Origin of the sequence: Rhodococcus sp. 06-418-5, assembly GCF_002258285.1 — a bacterium.
In the GTDB taxonomy this organism is placed as follows: domain Bacteria; phylum Actinomycetota; class Actinomycetes; order Mycobacteriales; family Mycobacteriaceae; genus Rhodococcoides.
Genome location: NZ_NOYE01000016.1, coordinates 539,806 through 558,566, shown reverse-complemented (window position 1 = coordinate 558,566; position 18,761 = coordinate 539,806). Strand labels below are relative to the sequence as shown.

16 protein-coding genes are annotated in these 18,761 nt (G+C 60.7%); 12 read left to right on the top strand and 4 right to left on the bottom strand.

What is annotated here, in order from left to right; all coding sequences use genetic code 11:
* The first annotated feature begins 14 nt into the window (after window positions 1-14).
* Together CH274_RS15035 and CH274_RS15030 are read left to right on the top strand one after the other, a co-directional pair.
* Complete coding sequence (locus CH274_RS15035) at window positions 15-1,496, top strand: aldehyde dehydrogenase (RefSeq protein WP_094657892.1); 1,482 nt, start codon at window positions 15-17, stop codon at window positions 1,494-1,496.
* Window positions 1,497-1,548: 52 nt separating this feature from the next.
* A complete protein-coding gene (locus CH274_RS15030; RefSeq protein ID WP_218828562.1) occupies window positions 1,549-2,307 on the top strand; it encodes an SDR family NAD(P)-dependent oxidoreductase in 759 nt (252 codons plus the stop codon).
* A gap of 27 nt (window positions 2,308-2,334) precedes the next feature.
* Here the strand turns inward: CH274_RS15030 and CH274_RS15025 are convergent, their stop codons facing one another.
* Window positions 2,335-3,579 carry an MFS transporter gene (locus CH274_RS15025; protein ID WP_094657890.1) on the bottom strand — a complete coding sequence of 415 codons (1,245 nt, stop codon included), beginning with the start codon at window positions 3,577-3,579 and terminating at the stop codon, window positions 2,335-2,337.
* A 594-nt stretch (window positions 3,580-4,173) separates the two neighbouring features.
* Between CH274_RS15025 and CH274_RS15020 the strand changes: the two genes are divergently transcribed.
* From CH274_RS15020 to CH274_RS14980, 9 genes are all read left to right on the top strand, one after another.
* Complete coding sequence (locus CH274_RS15020; RefSeq protein WP_218828996.1) at window positions 4,174-4,782, top strand: aspartate/glutamate racemase family protein; 609 nt, start codon at window positions 4,174-4,176, stop codon at window positions 4,780-4,782.
* Between the two features lie 43 nt (window positions 4,783-4,825).
* The gene (locus CH274_RS15015) at window positions 4,826-6,367 is read left to right on the top strand and encodes a four-carbon acid sugar kinase family protein (RefSeq protein WP_218829214.1); all 1,542 of its coding nucleotides are present in this window, start codon (window positions 4,826-4,828) and stop codon (window positions 6,365-6,367) included.
* 76 nt (window positions 6,368-6,443) lie between these two features.
* Entirely contained in the window at window positions 6,444-7,295 is an 852-nt protein-coding gene (locus tag CH274_RS15010; RefSeq protein WP_094657888.1) for a class II fructose-bisphosphate aldolase, read from the top strand.
* A 999-nt stretch (window positions 7,296-8,294) separates the two neighbouring features.
* The gene (locus tag CH274_RS15005) at window positions 8,295-9,734 is read left to right on the top strand and encodes an MFS transporter (RefSeq protein WP_094657887.1); all 1,440 of its coding nucleotides are present in this window, start codon (window positions 8,295-8,297) and stop codon (window positions 9,732-9,734) included.
* Between the two features lie 28 nt (window positions 9,735-9,762).
* Window positions 9,763-10,791: a zinc-dependent alcohol dehydrogenase family protein gene (locus CH274_RS15000; RefSeq protein ID WP_094639638.1), complete on the top strand. Its 1,029-nt coding sequence runs from the start codon at window positions 9,763-9,765 to the stop codon at window positions 10,789-10,791.
* Between the two features lie 174 nt (window positions 10,792-10,965).
* Entirely contained in the window at window positions 10,966-11,313 is a 348-nt protein-coding gene (locus CH274_RS14995; protein ID WP_094639639.1) for a carboxymuconolactone decarboxylase family protein, read from the top strand.
* Window positions 11,314-11,357: 44 nt separating this feature from the next.
* Window positions 11,358-11,759, top strand: coding sequence for a cupin domain-containing protein (locus CH274_RS14990; protein ID WP_094639640.1), 402 nt, complete (start codon window positions 11,358-11,360; stop codon window positions 11,757-11,759).
* A 399-nt stretch (window positions 11,760-12,158) separates the two neighbouring features.
* Window positions 12,159-12,617 (top strand): lipocalin-like domain-containing protein, encoded by a 459-nt coding sequence (locus tag CH274_RS14985; protein ID WP_094639641.1) that lies wholly within the window; start codon window positions 12,159-12,161, stop codon window positions 12,615-12,617.
* A complete protein-coding gene (locus tag CH274_RS14980) occupies window positions 12,614-13,183 on the top strand; it encodes a cyclophilin-like fold protein (RefSeq protein ID WP_255183337.1) in 570 nt (189 codons plus the stop codon). The genes CH274_RS14985 and CH274_RS14980 overlap by 4 nt, the downstream gene beginning before the upstream one ends.
* 141 nt (window positions 13,184-13,324) lie before the next feature.
* Here CH274_RS14980 and CH274_RS14975 read toward each other — a convergent pair whose 3' ends face one another.
* Window positions 13,325-14,194 carry a helix-turn-helix transcriptional regulator gene (locus tag CH274_RS14975; RefSeq protein WP_094657886.1) on the bottom strand — a complete coding sequence of 290 codons (870 nt, stop codon included), beginning with the start codon at window positions 14,192-14,194 and terminating at the stop codon, window positions 13,325-13,327.
* Between the two features lie 286 nt (window positions 14,195-14,480).
* Between CH274_RS14975 and CH274_RS14970 the strand changes: the two genes are divergently transcribed.
* Entirely contained in the window at window positions 14,481-15,140 is a 660-nt protein-coding gene (locus tag CH274_RS14970) for a DedA family protein (protein WP_094639643.1), read from the top strand.
* A 481-nt stretch (window positions 15,141-15,621) separates the two neighbouring features.
* Here CH274_RS14970 and CH274_RS14960 read toward each other — a convergent pair whose 3' ends face one another.
* Together CH274_RS14960 and CH274_RS14955 are read right to left on the bottom strand one after the other, a co-directional pair.
* Window positions 15,622-17,787, bottom strand: a complete 2,166-nt coding sequence (locus CH274_RS14960; protein ID WP_094657885.1) for a xanthine dehydrogenase family protein molybdopterin-binding subunit — start codon at window positions 17,785-17,787, stop codon at window positions 15,622-15,624.
* Complete coding sequence (locus CH274_RS14955) at window positions 17,784-18,761, bottom strand: FAD binding domain-containing protein (RefSeq protein WP_094657884.1); 978 nt, start codon at window positions 18,759-18,761, stop codon at window positions 17,784-17,786. The genes CH274_RS14960 and CH274_RS14955 overlap by 4 nt, the downstream gene beginning before the upstream one ends.

Genomic DNA, 18,761 nt, shown 5'->3' with positions numbered 1-18,761 from the left:
GAAGGGAACCGACTATGAAGAAGTATCAGCTGTTCGTCGACGGAGATTGGGTCGACCCCGACGGAGGGACATGGACCGACACCGTCGATCCTTATCGAGGTGAAGCGTGGGCACAGATCCCTCTCGGTAATCAGAACGATGTCACACGGGCGGTATCGGCAGCGCGCCGCGCGATGACCGATGGACCGTGGTCGTCGATGTCGGCATCGGCGCGCGGGAAAATCATGCGCCGGTTGGGTGATCTTGTCCTCGCGAACGCCGATCACTTGGCAGCCGTCGAGGTTCGTGACAACGGAAAGCTTCTCGCTGAAGTCAACGGACAGTTGGCGTCGCTTGCTGAGGTTTGGTACTACTACGCCGGGTTTGCTGACAAAATTCAGGGATCGACTATTCCCATAGAGAAGTCCGATTCGGTTGCTTTCACGTACCGAGAGCCGATCGGGGTTGTCGCAGCTCTCACTGCGTGGAATTCGCCGCTGTGGTTCGCGGCGGTCAAGTGTGCACCGGCTCTGGCCGCCGGGTGCACCGTGATCGTGAAGCCGTCGGAATTCGCTTCTGCCAGTACATTGGAATTCGCCGAGCTGACCAGGCAGGCCGGGTTCCCTGCCGGTGTGTTCAATGTCGTGACAGGACTCGGCCCGGACGTCGGCTCGGCGCTCGTGGAACATCCCGATGTCGCGAAGATTACCTTTACCGGGTCCGATACGACCGGGGCGCAGGTGTACGAGAGCGCCGCCCGCACGATGAAGCGCGTGTCGCTCGAACTGGGCGGAAAATCACCGAACATCGTGTTCGAGGATGCGGATCTGGACAAGGCTGCGACAGGAGTGGTCTCGGGGATTTTCGGTGCTTCGGGCCAGATGTGTTCCGCCGGGTCGAGGTTGCTCGTCCACAGTTCCATCAAGGACGCGTTCACCGAAAAGTTGGTGGAGATTGCCCGCAGCATCCGACTCGGCGATCCGAACGATCCACTGACCAATGTGGGCCCCATCGCTACGCCACCGCAATATCGAAAAGTACTGGACTACATCGACATTGCAAACGCCGAAGGAGCTCGTTGCCTTCTCGGCGGAAAGCCGGCCAGTGGCTCGGATCTGACCGGTGGTCAGTTCATCGAGCCGACAATCTACACAGACGTCACCAACGACATGCGGATCGCGCAGGAGGAGGTGTTCGGCCCCATCCTTTCGATCATCGAATTCGAGGACGAGAAGCACGCGATCGCCCTCGGTAACGACGTGGCGTATGGCCTCGTGGCTGGCGTGTGGACCGAAAACGTCGGGCGCGCGCTACGAATGTCGAAGGCCCTCGACGTCGGCACCGTGTGGGTGAACACCTACCGTACGTACAGCTACATGGTTCCATTCGGCGGTACCAAACAGTCCGGTTTGGGTCGCGAGCACGGAATCGAAGCCGTGGACGGATATCTCGATACCAAAAGCATTGTTATCGCCACCGACGACGGTGCACCATCCAATGCTTTCGTGATGCGCTGAGTCGGATCGTTGATCGTTGAGATCGGAATACGAAAGAGAGAGACGCGGCATCATGACGCCTTCGGAAACCATGGAAGCTCATCTGACGACGCCTGGGCAACGACTGCTCGGGCGCAGAATTGTTGTGACCGGCGCGGCGTCGGGGATCGGAAAATCGACTGCCCAGCTCTTCGCTAGTGAGGGCGCTTCGCTCGCGCTACTGGATCGTGACGAACATGGCGTACTGCGGTCTGCCGAACTCACCGGCGGAACCGGTTACGCAGTCGACATCACGGACGAGGAGGCGGTCACGGACGTAGTCGATCGGGCGGCCACTGCGCTGGGCGGCATCGACGGTGTAGTCAATGCCGCTGGAATTATGTTTCGCGGCTTGGCATCCGATGTCACAGCGGGTGACTGGCGGCACGTGCTGGAGGTCAATTTGACCGGTGCGTACATAGTTCTGCGTAGTTGTATCCCCTGGCTGCAGAAGGAGGAGACCGCGACGATTGTGAACATCGCGTCAGCGCAAGGTTTGCTACCCAATGCTCCCGGATACACCGCATACGCCGCCTCCAAGGGCGGAGTGTTGAACCTGACCCGCGTTCTTGCCGCCGAGCTTGCACCGACAGTGCGAGTCAACAGTGTGTGCCCCGGGATGGTGGACACCGCGATGGCGGATGGACACCGAAACAACGTTGGGAACTATGCGCTGGGCCGATTGGCTGAGCCGATCGAAATTGCTCGGTCGATTCTCTTTTTGACCAGCTCGGAGTCGTCATACGTCACAGGCTCAGCGCTAGCGACCGATGGTGGCCGGTCCTTCCACTGAAATAAGCTGCCTGCCAATTGTATTGGACTATCTGGAGCTGGTCGACTCGTCGACCAGCTCCAGATCGCTCGATGGGCCCGCGGTGCGTCGCTTGTGACGCGCGCGGACCGCGGACCACACTGCGATATCGAGCACGACGAGTATCGCTGCGATCACCGCGACGGCAGGCATGCGGCCGAGCCCGTACGCAAGAGGTGCGAGGACAGCGCCCGTCGAACCGCCCGCGAAGACGGCGACCATGAACATGGTGTTGGCGCGCGCTTCGTACTGTTCGTTTGCAGAGAGCACCCTCGTCTGGTTCGCCGCTTGCAGCGATTGGTTGCAGGCTGTCACGACGAACAGCGACACCGCAAACAGTGCGATGTGATTGGAGTCGAATGCGACAGATATGCACGCGCACAACAGGATCGGTAGGCTCACTCCGATCACTGCAAGAGATCCGAATCGGTCGATGATTGGACCGAACAGTGGGGTGAAGACAACCGCTGAGAGCCCGACCAGTCCGAATAGTCCCGCGGATGCAATAGACCAGCCGTGGGTCTCCGAGGTCAGGTGTATCACGCTGACAGTCCAGAACATGTTGAACGTCGCGAACGCGAAAAACTGTATGCACGAGGACCCGATGAGTTCGGGGCTGCGCGTGGTGAGCCTCAAAGTGTCTGCCAGAAGCGTGCGATACTTTTTGCCCGGCGCTGGAGTTACCCACTGCACCTGCAGAATTCGCCGAGTCAGCGGAATGGTGCAGAGGATTGTCGCAGCGAAACAGGCGACGACGAGCCTCCATCCGATCCATTCGACCAGCAGGCCGGCGATGATTCGGCCTCCGAAGACCCCGACCAGAAGAGCGCCGACCATGGTCCCGGTCGCCCTGGATCGTCTGTCACCCGGAGCCAATTTACCGACCACCGGAATGAGGACCTGCGCAATATTTGCCACCAGCCCAACCGCGAAGAAGCTGACCGCGAGCGCAATGACGTTGGGCATCAGGGCGCAAACTGCCAGTGCCACTCCCAGCGCAGCCGACTGAATCGTAATGTGTCGACGCGGATGTGCTCGGTCGGCAAGTGGAACGAACAGGAATATTCCGATCGCATATCCGAGTTGGACCGCGGTTGCCACTGCACCGGTGACCAACGGTGAGACACCGAACGATTCCGCCATGGCGGTCAGGAGCGCCTGTGGAAGATAGATGATGCTTACTGCAATGGAAGCCGATAGGGCGAGGATAAGCAGACGGATGGTCCAATTTCGTTCTCGTAATGCCGATGCCAATTTTAATCCTTGCTCTGGGCGTCGAATACTCGTCGGTGAGGCTAATCGGGGACCGCGCCGTGCCCCGGCGGTCGACTACACTCTACGTCGATCGTCAAACATGTTGTACGCGAGGGAATTGAGTAATCGCGCGCGGCCGTCCTACTAAACCCGTGTGGTGATACAGAGCACGAGTCGATAGTGGCAGGCTATATGGCTGATCACAAACCGATATTGGACATCGAATAGTCGATGCCTGTTAATGGTGGTGGACCTACCGGACGTCCAAGGCGAAGGGAATCGTGGCATCGCGCTCGAACATCGATCGGACTGCGCCCATGCAGTCGCCCGTATCCGCGGACCTGTCGCTTCGCAAGCGCGTTGACCGTCGGTCCGGTCTCGCTTCTGGTGAGGTCACGGCCGGCCCGCTGCTCGGGGGCGACACGGTGTTGGCCTCGCGACCTGTGGATATGGCTGGTTGTCCCACGAAGTGTTCGCCCACTTCGCGCCGATTCAGAATCAGGTTCCACCAAGAAAGAGGATATCGTGACCAAAAAGATTGCAATTCTTCACACGAGTTTCGTTTTCGTCTCCGTCGAGCCTGTGATCAACGACTTGATCGCCGAGTTGATCCCCGGTGCAGAGGTGATGCATTTCGTGGACTCCGATGTTTTGGCCACAGTTGTTCGTGAACAGGGAATCTCGCCGAACAGTGAAGTGCGAATGACGCGTCTTGCTCAGGCTGCAGAGGCCGCTGGTGCCGACATCATCTTTTCCGCGTGCTCTTCGCTCGGCCCGGCTTTGGACGTTGCTGCGCAGAACGTCGGGACGCCCGTGGTCAAGATCGACGAGGCAATGGCTTTGCAAGCAGCCAGCGACGGTCGACGGATCGGCGTGCTGGCAACGGTGCCGACCACTCTGGGCCCTACGTCCGATCTGATCGAAAAGAAGGCAGTCGAGATCGGCCGCGATGTGGAGATCGAACAGCGGTTGTGCGAAGGCGCTTTCGCGGTTCTGATGGCGGGAGACCGCGAAAAGCACGACGCGCTGATCATCGAGCAGGCGACGAACCTCGCCGAAAAGGTCGACTTGATCGTCCTGGCGCAAGCTTCCATGAACCGCCTCGCCGAGGTATTGCAGGAGAAGACCGGCGTTACGGTGTTGTCCAGTCCGCGGATGGGTGTTGGCTACCTGGCTCAACGTGTCTCTCAATTGGCCGTCTGACAGATTCCAGTTGGTCTGTCTCGAAACCGAACTAACCGTCACAATGGGGTGCGCAGTGTTGCTCGAACATGAAGTGTTGTCAGCTTTTCCCGACGAGGTAGCTATTTCGGCCTCGACAGTGTCGGAGAACATTGCGCACGACGGCGATAGTCCTCGCGTGTTGGTTGTTCTTGACGATGACCCCACAGGTACTCAGTCCGTGTGGGACGTACCGGTACTCACTAGCTGGGAACCGAGTGATTTCGACTGGGCCTTCAACCGCATTCGAGACGAGGGAACCAAGCCCGCCGTCTACGTACTGACCAACACTCGCAGCCTGAGCCCGGCTGAGGCCGCTGCTCGGAACGAGGAGGCGGTACGAAACGCGCTGACAGCAGCGGCCACCGTCGGCGGAGACTTGACTCTGTCGTTCGTCAGTCGGGGTGATTCGACCCTGCGCGGACATTTTCCGCTCGAGCCCGACGTCATCGCCGCCACCGTGGCCGCAGTAACCGGTGATGGCACCGATGGCGTTGTGGTGGTACCCGCGTTTCCCGACGCAGGGCGGATAACCATCGGTGGAGTTCATTACATGCGCGCTACGGGTACCGAGACCGGAAAACTGATTCCCGTAGGGGAAACGGAGTTCGCCAACGATGCCAGCTTCGGCTTCGTCCACTCGTCGTTGCCCGAGTACATCGAAGAGAAGTCGGACGGTCGACTTCCCGCACAGTCCGTGATCGTTCTGGATTTGAATGTGATTCGAGCGGGTGCGGCAGCGCAGGACCCGCTCATCTCGGCCAACGCTATCGCCGATGCAATCGAGCCTGCAACGAATTCGACTCCGATCGTCGCAGACGTCGTCACCGAGAACGACCTTCGAGCGCTCGCGTTGGGACTGCTGGAAGCCGAACGCCGCGGAAAGAAGTTGCTCTACCGAGTCGGTCCGCCGTTCGTCCGTGCACGCATCGGCCAAGAGATTCGTTCCGCACTGGTCTCGGACGATGTATACGCGGGCAACACTTCCGCCGACGCTGGCGGATTGATCGTGGTGGGCTCGCATGTCGCTATCACCACACGTCAGCTCAACGCCCTCACAGCGGCTCATGGCTCGGCTCGTGTCATCGAAATCGGTGTCGAGCAACTACTGCTTGCCGGTCGCCAATCGCTCGACAACCCTTATGTGGACGCTATCGTCGCCGATGTTGTCGATGGCCTGCACGGCAGCGATGTCATCGTCCACACCTGCCGATCGCTCGTCAAGACCGACGACGCGTCGTCGAGTTTGGAAATCGCTCGTACCGTCTCGGCGGCGGTGGTTGCTGTGGTGAAGCGGACCCTCGAAGCCTTTCCACCTCGATTTGTCATCGCCAAGGGAGGCATTACATCTTCCGACGTTGCTGCACACGGGATGGAGATCCGCCACGCGATCGTTCGTGGGCCGATGCTGCCCGGCATTGTCTCGTTGTGGGAGCCAGCCGAGGGGCCTGGCCGGGGTATCCCGTACGTCGTCTTCCCTGGCAACGTCGGCGACGATCTGTCACTGGTCGATGTCACTCGAAAGCTGAGTAGCAAGTTCCACCAAGAAGTCGGGGGGCGAGCGTGAGCACGTATCGCGGAACGAAATTACGGGTCGGTCTACAACCGGGTTCGATTGCCGGGACTTGGGAAGGCATCCTCTGATGCGTACTCGACTCGATAGTCTGGTTTCCACAAGCCTGACGCATGGGTCGGCTGTGCCGGCCTTCACCTGTTACGACTTCACGACGGCGCTCGCCGTTGTTGCGGCTGCGGAGGCCTCCGGCTGCGGAACGACGTTGTTGGTCGCCCCCAAATCGGCAGCGACCGAGCACGGTCGCCGGCTGATAACGGCGCTTCGAGGTCTCGCAGACGGAGCATGCGTTCCTGTCGCAATACAGTTGGACCACGCAGGAGACTTGGAGATGATCGCCTCCGCCGTGGCGGCGGGAGCCGATTCCGTTCTTGTAGACGGTTCTTCGCTGGCGTACGAGGACAACATTGCGTTGGTTCGAGCGGCACGCGAGCTCATCGGCCCCAACATCGTGATGGAGGCAGAGTTGGGTGGTCTTGTCGGCGACGAGGACCGTGCTCACGTCGCGTCCGGCACCGAGGCGTCCGATGCCCGCCTCACTGATCCGGAGTTGGTCGCGGACTTCGTGGATCGGACCGGTGCTCAGCTACTCGCCGTTGCAGTGGGCAACGTTCACGGCCGATACAGCGGCGATCCACAGTTGAGATGGGACGTTCTACGCAACGTCGCTTCTCGCACCTCGATACCACTCGTCTTGCACGGGGCGTCGGGAATCCCCGCAGACGATCTGGTCAGGGCGACAACGATGAACGTTGGCAAAATCAACTTCAACACGGAGCTGCGAACTGGCGTTCTGGAGGTTCTGGAACGTGAGTTGCCGTCGTATCGTGCGGACGGGGAGAACCTGCTCGGTTTGCTGGGGCAGTGGGATCACGCCGCCCAGGCATTCGCCGTCGCGACCCTTGGCACCCTCACCCGCTGAGTCCTGCAGTGGCGTCGGTGCTGCAGCCTCTCGAATAGCAGCAGTCGAAACTCGAAAGCTCAGCAGCTGAACATCTTTCGGGGCAATCCTTCTTGCTTGGCACCACGCGGGTACATCCACGCCTAATTCGACGGTATTCCAATGGAACGTCCGGCAGGAGTTCTCGCTCGAGTATGGCGACTGGATGCACCATGCAGCCGAGCGAGCAATGTCGATGCCACCGTGTGCGAGACGGACGTGCGGCATTAGCCTCGCAATGAAGCTGTTGCCTTCGGGTGAATCGTCCGGTGATCGAGAAGTCGGGCGCGGACCCGGTCGGCACGCCTGCTCGCAAATCCGCGCTTCTTTACTCGGAAGTGGCTGAATCGCGTGTGGGTGATCGCCGGCCGAGCCCTGTGTTCGGTCGGCAGTCGATACGACAGATCCATCGAATCAGCGGCTATGACCCCCCCCGAAATTAGAGGATGTGAAGCGCATCCGCTGCGTTCGGTACCTCACTCGACCAGTAGTTCGCCGCTAATCATCGCTCTGATCTATATGTCAAATCGGCTTTCGGTATTGGACATGAGCGAGCTGTGACGACTTAATGGTCAACGAGCCCAGAGTGATTCGTACAACATCAAGGACCATGACATTGCACGCGACCAGGTGTGACCTCGCGCCGGTTTTTGCCGAGCGTATCGGCGGAGAGGTTGTACTCGTAGGTCGTGCTGTGCGGCGAACCCGTCTGCAGCGGAGTTCGATCAGGAACGAATCGCGGAAGATTGCAGGTTCTCGATCGATGGTGCTCTTTGCAACAGGATTCGGTCGGCGGGATGGTGCTGCTGAACGAGTTGGCGAGGAACACCCGGCGATCGGTTTGCGCCCGACAAATAGAAACACCAACCAAAGGTATGTTGCTGTGGAAACCCAATTTCGAACATGTCCGGTCGATCAAGCCATGCGAGGCGCGTGGCTCCTCGGTCTCGGTACCGACCCGGTGCTGAGGGGAGCGGGGCAGTGAGTACACGCATGGATGCGGGCAGACGCCTCGACAACCTACCGATGGGAAAGTTTCATCGACGCATGATCATTCTGGTCGGGCTCGGAATGTTCTGGGATGCGTTTGACAACAAGCTTTCGGCTGCAGTGCTTGCCTCGATGCTGCCGACCGGATTTTCGACGCTGCAACTGAATTCTCTGTTTTTGTCGTTCACGTTCGCGGGACTGGCAATCGGAGCAGCGTTTGCGGGTTGGCTCAGTGACCGTGTCGGCCGAGGCTTCGCATTTCAGTTCAACCTGGGGCTGTTCGCGGTGTTGGCGTTGTGCGCCGCATTGGCACCCAACATGGAAATTCTCATAGCCCTGCGCTTCCTCATGAGTATAGGAATGGGTGCTGAATACGTCATCTGCTACGGCATGATCACCGAATTCATTCCGCGTGCTCGTCGTGGTCGGTATTTGGGAATCCTCGGTTTCTTCGGCGGACTGGGGGTGACAGTGTCCGCTGTCTTGGGTTGGTTGGTAATTCCCACATTCTCGTGGCGCGCGATGTTCGTGATCGGGGGCGTCGGTGCGCTCGTTGCGTGGTGGCTACGCCGTTCGATGCCGGAGTCGCCGCGGTGGTTGGAGTCACGCGGGCGGTACGAGGAAGCCGAAGCGGTCATGCAGGAGATCGAAAGGCAGAACGGCACCCCGAATACCCTGATCTACTCATCGTCGAGCTCCAATGCGGCGTCGACCCCGGTCAGCGAGAAGGCGGAGTGGGTGCCGATCACGGTGTTGTTCTCCCGACCAGTGGTCGCACGGACGGCAATGGCGCTGTTCCTCACTGTCATTTGCCTGTTCGGTTCCAACGTAATCACGGGTTGGATGCCCACGTTCTTCGTCGAACAGGGGCTTACCGTGTCTCGATCACTAGGCTTCAACGCTGCGATCATGTCCGGGTATGTCGTGGGGCCGTTGCTGTGTGTTCTGATCGCGGACCGCATCGGTCGTCGAAACAGCATCGTGATCTTCGGAACGCTAGCTGCGATTTTCGCCGGTATCTATCCCTTCATGCAGCAGCCTGCGCTGATCGTTGTCATCGGATTCATCCTGGTCGCGATGGCTGCATCGTTCTTGACGATGTGTCTGGGCACAGTGCCTGAGTTCTTTCCGACCGCTTTCCGTTTTCGGGGCGGCGGATTGACTCAGACCGTCGGTCGTGTGGGGTTGATCTTCTCCCCGTTCATCGTTCTTTGGTTGTACTCCCACTTCGGAATCGTCGGGGTGATCCTGGCTCTTTCTGGCTTGTATGTGATCGCGACCCTGATGTACGCCGTTGCCCGCGTCGACACTTCTCGAGAGGCTCTCAGCCAGATAGCCGAGGAGGCTCGGTCCGGCGATGGTCAAGAAGCCGACTCTGGGCCGGCAAAGGATACCGACGTGTCGGTCGTACGCACGCGAACCGGCCACTGAACCGTAAACCACACAGGGGAGCCACGAAATGGATGCTGTAGTTTTTCTGGGCGAGAACAAGATCGAGGTTCGTCGCCTACCGGATCCAGTGCCAGGTCCGGACGAAGTGGTAATTCGGGTCAAGGCCTCCGGTATGTGCGGTAGCGACCTGCATCACTTGCACAGCCCGCAGCGGCCCGCGGACGCACAGGTGATCGAAGGTCATGAGCCGAGCGGTGTCGTCGAGTCGGTAGGAAATGCGGTTCGACCCACCGAGGCACAGGTGGGGGATCGTGTCATGGTGCATCACTACGACGGGTGCCGCGCATGTCGGTATTGCCGCTCGGGCTGGACGCAGTACTGCCCGAACGGCCGCATCGTGTACGGGGGTCTCAACGGTGACGGCGGACATGCTGACTTCATGAAGGTCCCTGCGCACACGCTGATCAAACTGCCCGAATCGTTGTCGTTCAAGACCGGAGCTGCAATCTCGTGCGGAACGGGTACCGCATTCGCGGCAATCAAAAGGATCGATTTGAACGCTACCGACACGGTCGCGATCTTCGGTCAGGGTCCGGTCGGGTTGAGTGCGACACTGCTGGCCAAAGCATTCGGTGCTCGCGTCATTGCTGTGGATATCGATCCTGCACGACTCGAGATGGCGAAGCGGTTCGGTGCCGATTTCGCCGTCAATTCCGCCGAAGTGGACGCGGTGGACGCCGTTCGTGCGCTGACCAGCGACGGCGAAGGTGCAGACAAGTCGATCGAGTGCAGCGCCAACGCGACCGTGCGACAACAGGCAGTCCTGTCTATTCGGCAGTGGGGGACTGCGTGCATGGTAGGTGTATTCGGACCTTTGGAGATAAGCAGTGACGAACTGATTCACCTTCACAAGACGATCGTGGGGTCGCTCACGTTCAGCAAGAACCTCCAAGAGGAGTGCGCAGCGTTCGTGGCGGAGCGTGGCCTCGACATCGAGGCACTGTTCACAGACGAGTTCCGGATTTCGGAAGCTGAACGTGCATACCGGCTGTTCGATCGACGTGAAATCGGCAAGGGCGTTTTCGTCTTCGATTGACGCAGCTGTCTGGATCGGGCGGCAGGGCGCTGGTCGGAGGGCTCGAGAGCTTGACGGGCTCGTATCTCTTCGGTCTCGGCAATGAACAGTTCCCTGTCGGTGCGCTCTTCGGTAGTGCCTCCCCTTCTCGGACCTTTCGCGCCATGCTGGTGACATCGACCAGGAAGGATTGCCGTGACAGACCAACCGAAGCAAATGGGAGGTGGGCGGGCGATATTCGGAGAATTCGCCCCGAAGCTCGCCGAACTCACCGACGACGTGCTCTTTGCCGACGTCTGGAACAGGACCGAACTCGCCGCCCGTGATCGAAGCCTCCTGACGGTAGCGGTGCTCACCGCCGGCGGTGACACCGAGCAGCTCGGGTTCCACCTCGGCCGCGCCATCGAGAACGGCGTGACGCAGGACGAGCTCATCGAGGCGATCACGCACGTCATGCTGTACGCGGGCTGGCCCAAGGGGATGGCGGCGATGGGTGTTGCGAAGAAGCTGTTCGACGACCCTGCGGGTGCCGAAAATAACTGAACTGCAAACGTATTCGGCCGAACCGATCGATAGGAAGTAGAACTGTGAATATCGAACCGCCAGTTTCCACCACGAAGAACCCCGCAGCCCAGTTCGCCGGTGATGTCTGGCTGGATCCGATCGCGCTCCCGCACGAGTCGAGTCAGACCATGGTCGTCGCGACGGTTCGTTTCGCCCCAGGAGCTCGCACGGCATGGCACTCCCACGAGAACGGTCAATACCTGCGCGTCACGCAAGGAATCGCCCGTTTCGGAAGCCGCGACGGCACCATCATCGAGGTGCACCCCGGGCAGACTCTGTACACCCCTCCCGGTGAAGAGCACTGGCACGCTGCAGCTCCGGGCGTGTTCATGGAGCACATCGCCATGCTTCAGAATGGCGAGGATCCCGCCACTACGACGACCTGGGCCGAACACATCACCGATGACGAGTACGAGGGTCGCTGAGCTAGTTGGGCAATCAATCGCTCGGTCACTGCTTTAGTGGCCACGGAGCGTAATCGATCCGGTGCTTTCGTCGAACGCTAGTTGGATCCTGCACGTATCGGCGCGGAAGGCATGTTCGGCATCTGGCTGCCGGATAGGGCGGTTGCCGGTGCCGGTGCCGGCGACCGTGGTCCGATGCCGCCAGATATCAATCCATTGACCGCACCGGACCGATGAGACCGACGCTCGAATGTCCCGGTCGGCCGGCCTTTACTGACGGACACGACCCCGCCGGCCCCTGATCGGTCGGTACGCGAGCGGACCGAAGATCGCGATAGGTGCCCTGGCAGGGACTCCCAATGTCCGATTTGTACACCTACCGTTTGTCGGGACAACGTTTCTCACACTCGAGGTAGGACAATGAAGAAGCAAATACTCACCGGGGCCGTCACATTGGGGTTGATAGGTTCGGTCGTCGCGTGTTCCCAGAGCTCGGACGATGCGGGTAGCGACCCTCTGACCGGAGAGTGGCGCATGACCTCGCTCGAGGTCGGCACCGAAGGTGATCTACAGCCGGTTCCGTACTCGGGACAGATCACCTTCACCAGCGACACCGTGTCCGTCCAGGCCATGAACCCGGACACCGAGGCACCTGACACGGCTCTGACGGTGCAGGGATATGAGGCGTTCTACGGCGACCTGACCACAGATCCGGATGCCGGAACTTTCACCGTCACAGTCGAATCAGCGTTGGCGCGCGATTTGATCGGGCAGACCCTCGATCGAAACTACGAGGTCGATGGCGACACTTTGGTCCTGACGCCGAGTGATCCGGCCGACGGGTTTCGTGTGACCTACGAACGCCACTCGAGCTCGTGAGCGAGACAGGCACGACGGCCTGGACACAATTGAAAATGCTTGGGGCGTCGTCCATGGCTGGACTGCTGTGCGTTCTCGCGCTCGCCTCATGTTCCGCGGAGGCCGATTCAGCCGATGGACCTACATCGGAAGCTGCTGCAGAGCAATTGACTCCAGCTACCGGTGCGGTAGGCGAGCCGATTGTTACACCACGGAATGGAGATAGCATGCGCGTCGAAATCGAGGTAGGCGACAGAACGGTCAGTGGAACGCTGAACGACAGCGCGGCAAGTCGCGACCTGTTGGCGCAGCTTCCACTGACGATCACACTGTCCGATCACGGTTCTGTCGAGAAGACCGGACCGCTACCTGCTGAATTGACAACTGAGGGTTCACCTTCGGGAGCGGACCCGAATCCGGGGGACATCGGGTACTACTCGCCGGGAAATGATCTTGTCCTGTACTACGGCGACCAAAGCTACTTCCCGGGAATCGTGATCCTGGGGAGCATGGACGAGATCGGACCCGACGTCGTCGGCGCGATCGATGGCAGCGTGACGGTGACAGTTACTCGATCGGACCGATGACTAGCGGACAGTGAGGCTTTTCGGTGCACCCGCCTGCCAGTCGGCGGGCGGGTGCTCGACGCGTGGCTTTTTCGGCGGTTCGCCTTCCAAGACGCAGAGCACGAGACGAACCGGCAGCGGTCTAGATCGGCAGTGTCAGGACTAACTGCTACTCGGGATGTGTTCGGCGGCCCAGGAGCCGAGGAGGTGTAGTCGTTCGGCGCTCGGAGAACCTGGTTCCGCCGTGTAGACCATCAGGATGGAACCGGGATCAGCGGTGATGACGAGTTCCTCGTAGGCGAGGTGAACCTCGCCTACGATGGGGTGATTGAAGCGCTTCTTGCCAGCGCCGTGCGAGCGAACGTTGTGTGCGCCCCATAGCGTCCGGAATGTTTCGTCTCGTGTCGAGAGTTCTCCCACCAGATCTTGCAGGCCCTTATCGTGTGGATCGCGTCCGGCTTCGGCTCGCATGATCGACACACACATCTGAGCAAATGCATCCCAATCGGGGTAGAACTCGCGGGATACCGGGTCCAAAAATTGGAAACGTGCAAGATTTGGAACTCGCCCACCGTCTCCGATGATTGGCGCGTAGAACGCTTTGCCCAGATTGTTCGTGGCGAGAAGATCCTGTCGCTGATTGCGTACGAAAGCGACGCCGTCGGTGATCGAATCCAGTGCCCACTGGAGGCTTATCCGAGGTGCAGCGGCGCGCACGGTCTTTCGGCGTGGGCGTCCGGAGGTGGGGACGCCATCCGCAGCACGCGCAAGGTCGAGAAGGTGTGCGTGCTCGGTATCGTCGAGTCGCAGTGCGCGCGATAGCGCGTCGAGTACGGAGGACGACGCACCGCCGATCGCGCCTCGCTCGATGCGGGCGTAGTACTCGACGGACAGACCGGCGAGAGCAGCGACTTCGCTACGTCGCAAACCGGCCACGCGCCTGTTCCCGCCGCCTGTTATCCCTGCCTCCTCAGGCGAGACCTTTGCGCGGCGGGTCATCAGGAACTCGCGTACCTCCGCTTTGTTGTCCATCAGATGAGCCTAGAGCCAATTGCGATAATGAACGATGCCCTATCGGTACACCTTTCGTTGGGGCACTGCCGCAACGTCGCATATTTCGGCTTCGCGTGCAATGCTGTTCCCATCACGAATACGACCGGTTCAGCTCTTGCAACGTGGCTCGATTGACTCTCTTAGTCCGCCGTCCTTGCTGAGCGCGCCGACAGGCCAGTGCGGTGACCTTCATAAACGGCATCGCCGCTAGGTAGCGCTCGATGCCTCGTACCCGCTACTCGTACGTAAGAGGAAGGTTGGGGCCGTGCCCGATATCGGACTTGTTCTCGTCTGCCTGGCCGGAGTATGTGCGCCGTATCTTCTCGGTGCAGCCGGGGTCGTCCTGTTAGCGGAGTCTGCGCTGCTCGTGGGGCTCGTCCTTCCGGGAACCAGCACCGTGCTCATCGTCGGGTCGGTCGTCGGGCTCGGCCGCGTGGATCCGATCATTGCGGCAGTGGTGATGGTCGTGGCGTCGTCCGGGGGTGCGCAGACAGCCTTCTTGCTACGACGCCGTCGTGGCGGCGGAGCGAGTTCGACGCCCATTCCTCCGAAGAAGATGTCTTCAGCGAGGTTTGTCAGGCGGGCACAGAGTGGTTTCGATCGCCACGCCACTGTCGCCTCCATTGCGAGCCATCTGTTCGGCGGCACCAGAACCTTCGGTCCGCGTTTGGCGGCGGCCTCCCCGATGTCGTTCCGGACTTTCGCGCTGTGTAATTTTGCTGCCGCGGCGCTGTGGGTAACGATTTTGCTGGTGGTGGGTAGCACCGTCGGTGCCAACCCGAACGTCGCACCGTATTTCATCGCTGCCGGTGTCGGCCTGATGTCCATCACGTACGGCGTGGGGTTCGTACGGCGCCGGGCACGTACGTCCTCGGCAGGGCAGATAGATACAGGACCGACCTTAGATGTAGCGACGTCTCCTTAACGGGGGCGTCGCTTCCTGGCTAACCCAGTAACGAACTCCAACATGGTAACTGGGGGTATTGCGGAACGCGTTTGAAGACGACCAATCGTTGCCGCTCCGCACGCCCATGCACGTACTTCGATCCAGCTACATTTTTTCCAGGATCGTCATCTTGAATCCGAAGCAGGGGCTCACGATGGAGCTGATCACGGGGGACCGCAGCGCCGCATCGTCACGGACAATGCAGTCAACGCTTTCCGGCGGGCACCATTCGTCGAGGTGATGCGGATGGTTGCAGCACAGGACTATTCGGCCAAGGTTGGGGACGGCGGAGGGATTACCCGCCTCGCGATCATCGGTCGCGAATCCCCAATGGGGAGACCTGATCGGCGTCTTCACTGTCGGGGATCCGGCCGATTGGTAGTAAAGGTGACAGTCCGAGAATGAAAGCAGGTGCGGCCGACAGCACGCGCTACCGGCCGCACCTGCTCCGTGCCGTGGGTTAGAGCATGCTCTCGATGGTGATGGGAAGATCGTTCACCCTGCGCCCTGTGGCGTTGTACACAGCGTTGGCAATCGCTGCGGGAACTCCCACCATCACTACTTCACCGAGACCTTTGACGCCGATCGGATCTGCAATGTCGTCGCGGGCGTCGAGATACGCAGCGTCCAGAACGGGGACGTCCGCATTCACCGGTACGAGGTAGTCGGACAGGTTCGCGTTGACCAGACGTCCATCGCGATAGTCGACTTCTGCAGATTCGAGCAGCGCCATACCGATGCCTTGCGTCATGCCGCCGAGGGCTTGACTGTGCGCCATCCTGGGGTTGATGACTCGGCCGGCGTCGTACACGGCGTACATTCGCCGCACCCTCACGGTTCCGAGCAGCTCGTCCACTGCCACCTCGGCAAACACGGCTCCATATGCGTGCATGGAGAATCGGGCACTTACGTCCTCAGGAGTGTAGGTCTCGGACGCTTCGATGCTCGGTTCGCCGCGGCGGCGCAACATGTCCCGGTACGTCTCTGCTCGGCCCGGGTCGCCACGCAACTGCATCTGGCCGTCGACGATGTCGATCTCGTCCGGCCGAGCCCCGTTCAGGGGGGATGCGGGATCGAGTACGGCGGTTCTGATGATGCGATCACGCAGCATGTTTGCGGTGATTTCGATGCTCGATCCGACGCTCGCCATCCCTTGTGACCCGTATTGGGTTGCGGCCTCCGGGTAGTTGCTGTCGCCGAGGGAGAATGTGACCCTGTCGAGCGGCAAGCCCAGCGCATCGGCAGCCAGCTGAGTCATCGCGGTGTAGGTACCTGGCCCGATATCGCTAGCGGCGGCGAAAATTTCGGCTGTCCCATCGGAGTTCACTCGCGCCGTCGCCGAAGACGGTGAGCGAAGGGTGTGGTAGAGCGCCGATGCGGTACCCATGCCGATGAGCTGGTCGCCGTCACGTACGGCACCGGGGGTCGCGTTGCGTCGAGACCACCCGAACGTCCGTGCGCCTTGCTGAAAGCATTCGGTAAGTCGGCGCGTCGAGAACGGAGCTCCGGTGGTCTGGTCTTCGGTGGGCTCGTTCCTCGACCGGATTTCTATCGGATCGAGTCGAAGTTGCTCCGCGACTTCGTCGATGGCGCATTCGAGCGCGAATGCGCCCGTGACGGCTCCCGGTCCTCGCATATAGGTTGACTCGCTGGTATCGAGGGGAACGACGCTGGCGGCCGTCCGGAATGCCGGCGACGTGTACATCAGTCTCGTCCCTTCCGTGGGGAAGTCCTCGTAGCCGCCGTACCGCGATACCTCGACTTCGCTCTCGTGCACGGTGGCAAGAAATCTTCCGTCACGATCGGCACCGAGAGCAAGGCGCTGACGGCTCGTGGGGCGATAGCCGATCGCAGCGTACATCTGAGGTCGCGTCAGTGACAGCTTCACCGGACGGCGAAGCTGGCGCGCCACCTCTGCTGCGAGGAACTGATGTGGCCAGGTTTCGCCGGCGCTTCCGAATGCGCCACCTACGAAGGGGGATATGACGCGAATGTTCTCGGCAGGAATTCCGAGAGCGCCGCTGTATGCGGCCCTGCTGTAGTGAATTCCTTGCACCTTGTCCCACACCGTCAGGCGGTCGCCGTCCCACGACGCGATAGTCGCGGGGATCTCCATCGGGTTGTGATAATTGCGTGCAATGGAGTACTCGCGGTCGACGACGACAGGTGCGGTGCGGAGTGCTGCGTCGGCGTCTCCGCGGGAGTACGGGGCACCCATTCTGCTCGGTTCGCGGCCCATTACTGCTGCGTCGTCGAGATTGGTGCTCTGCGGTTCCTCGTTGTACCGAATGGACACCAGAGCCGCACCGTGCGTCGCGGCCTCGAAAGTATTCGCGACGACCACCGCAAGCGGTTGGCCGAAGAAATTGACCCGAGAGATGTCGTAGGGGAGTTCGATACCAGGGAAGTTCGTGATCACATTGACCACGTCGGGATGACCACTGGCTGCGTCGGTGTCCATCGACGCGACGGTTGCCCGAGAGACCGTACTGCACACCAGGACTGCGTGCAGATGGTCCGGTACGGGGTTGTCTGCAGCATAGAGCGCAGCTCCCGTGACCTTGCGACGGCCGTCGACGCGGGTGAGGGGTTGACCGGACAGTCTCGCATTCAGTGGGGTGGTCACGACAGGGCCGCCACTCTGGAGAGCTGACGTCGGACGGTGCGTTGGAGCAGTATCACCTTGAATCCGTTCTCGGAGAGGGGTTGCGCGCCTTCCGCCGCAGCGTCTGCCGCGGTAGTCCACAACTCGGGGCTCGGCCTCTGACCGATGAGTCGTTCCTCGACACCGGTCAGACGCCACGGCACCGTGCCGACTCCGCCGGCAGCGACTCTGGCCGAACGGACGGTACCGCCACTGATGTCGAGCGCGACGGCAGCCGAACACAGCGCGAACTCGTAGGACGAGCGGTCACGCACCTTCAAGTATCCGGATCGTCTGGTGTCAGGGCGGATCGGGATCTCGACGGCGGTGATCAGTGCTCCCGGCGCGAGGTTGTTCTCGCGATCGGGTGTGTCCGCAGGTAACCTGAAAAAGTCAGCGATCGGGATCGTTCGCTCTCCGTCTCGATCTCGGGTGACGATCGTGGCGTCCAGTGCGGTCAGCGCGACGGCGAGATCGGACGGGTGGGTTGCAACGCATTCCGTGCTGGTTCCGAAGATCGCCAACGTGCGATTGCGGCCATCGATTGCGGCGCAACCGGATCCGGGCTCGCGACGGTTGCAATTGGCATTGATATCGCGGAAGTACAGGCAACGTGGCCGCTGCAGCAGATTCCCGCCGATGGAAGCCATGTTGCGCAGCTGCGCCGAGGCGCTGAGATCCAGCGCCTGGGCGAGCATCGGAAACTGTTCCTGCACTTGTTCATCGGCCGAGACCTCGGACATGCGAGCGAGGGCACCGATGCGCAGGCGGTTCGAGTCGAGTTCGATGTCGCGGTAGGGCAGCGCGTTGATATCGACGACTCGGGTGGGCCGTTCGACGGTCTGACGCATCAGGTCGACGAGGGTGGTCCCTCCGGCAAGATAACGGGCACCGCCGTCGGCTGCGTCCAGCGCTGCTGCCTCATCGGCAGCCGTGTCGTACTGAAAAGGAAACAT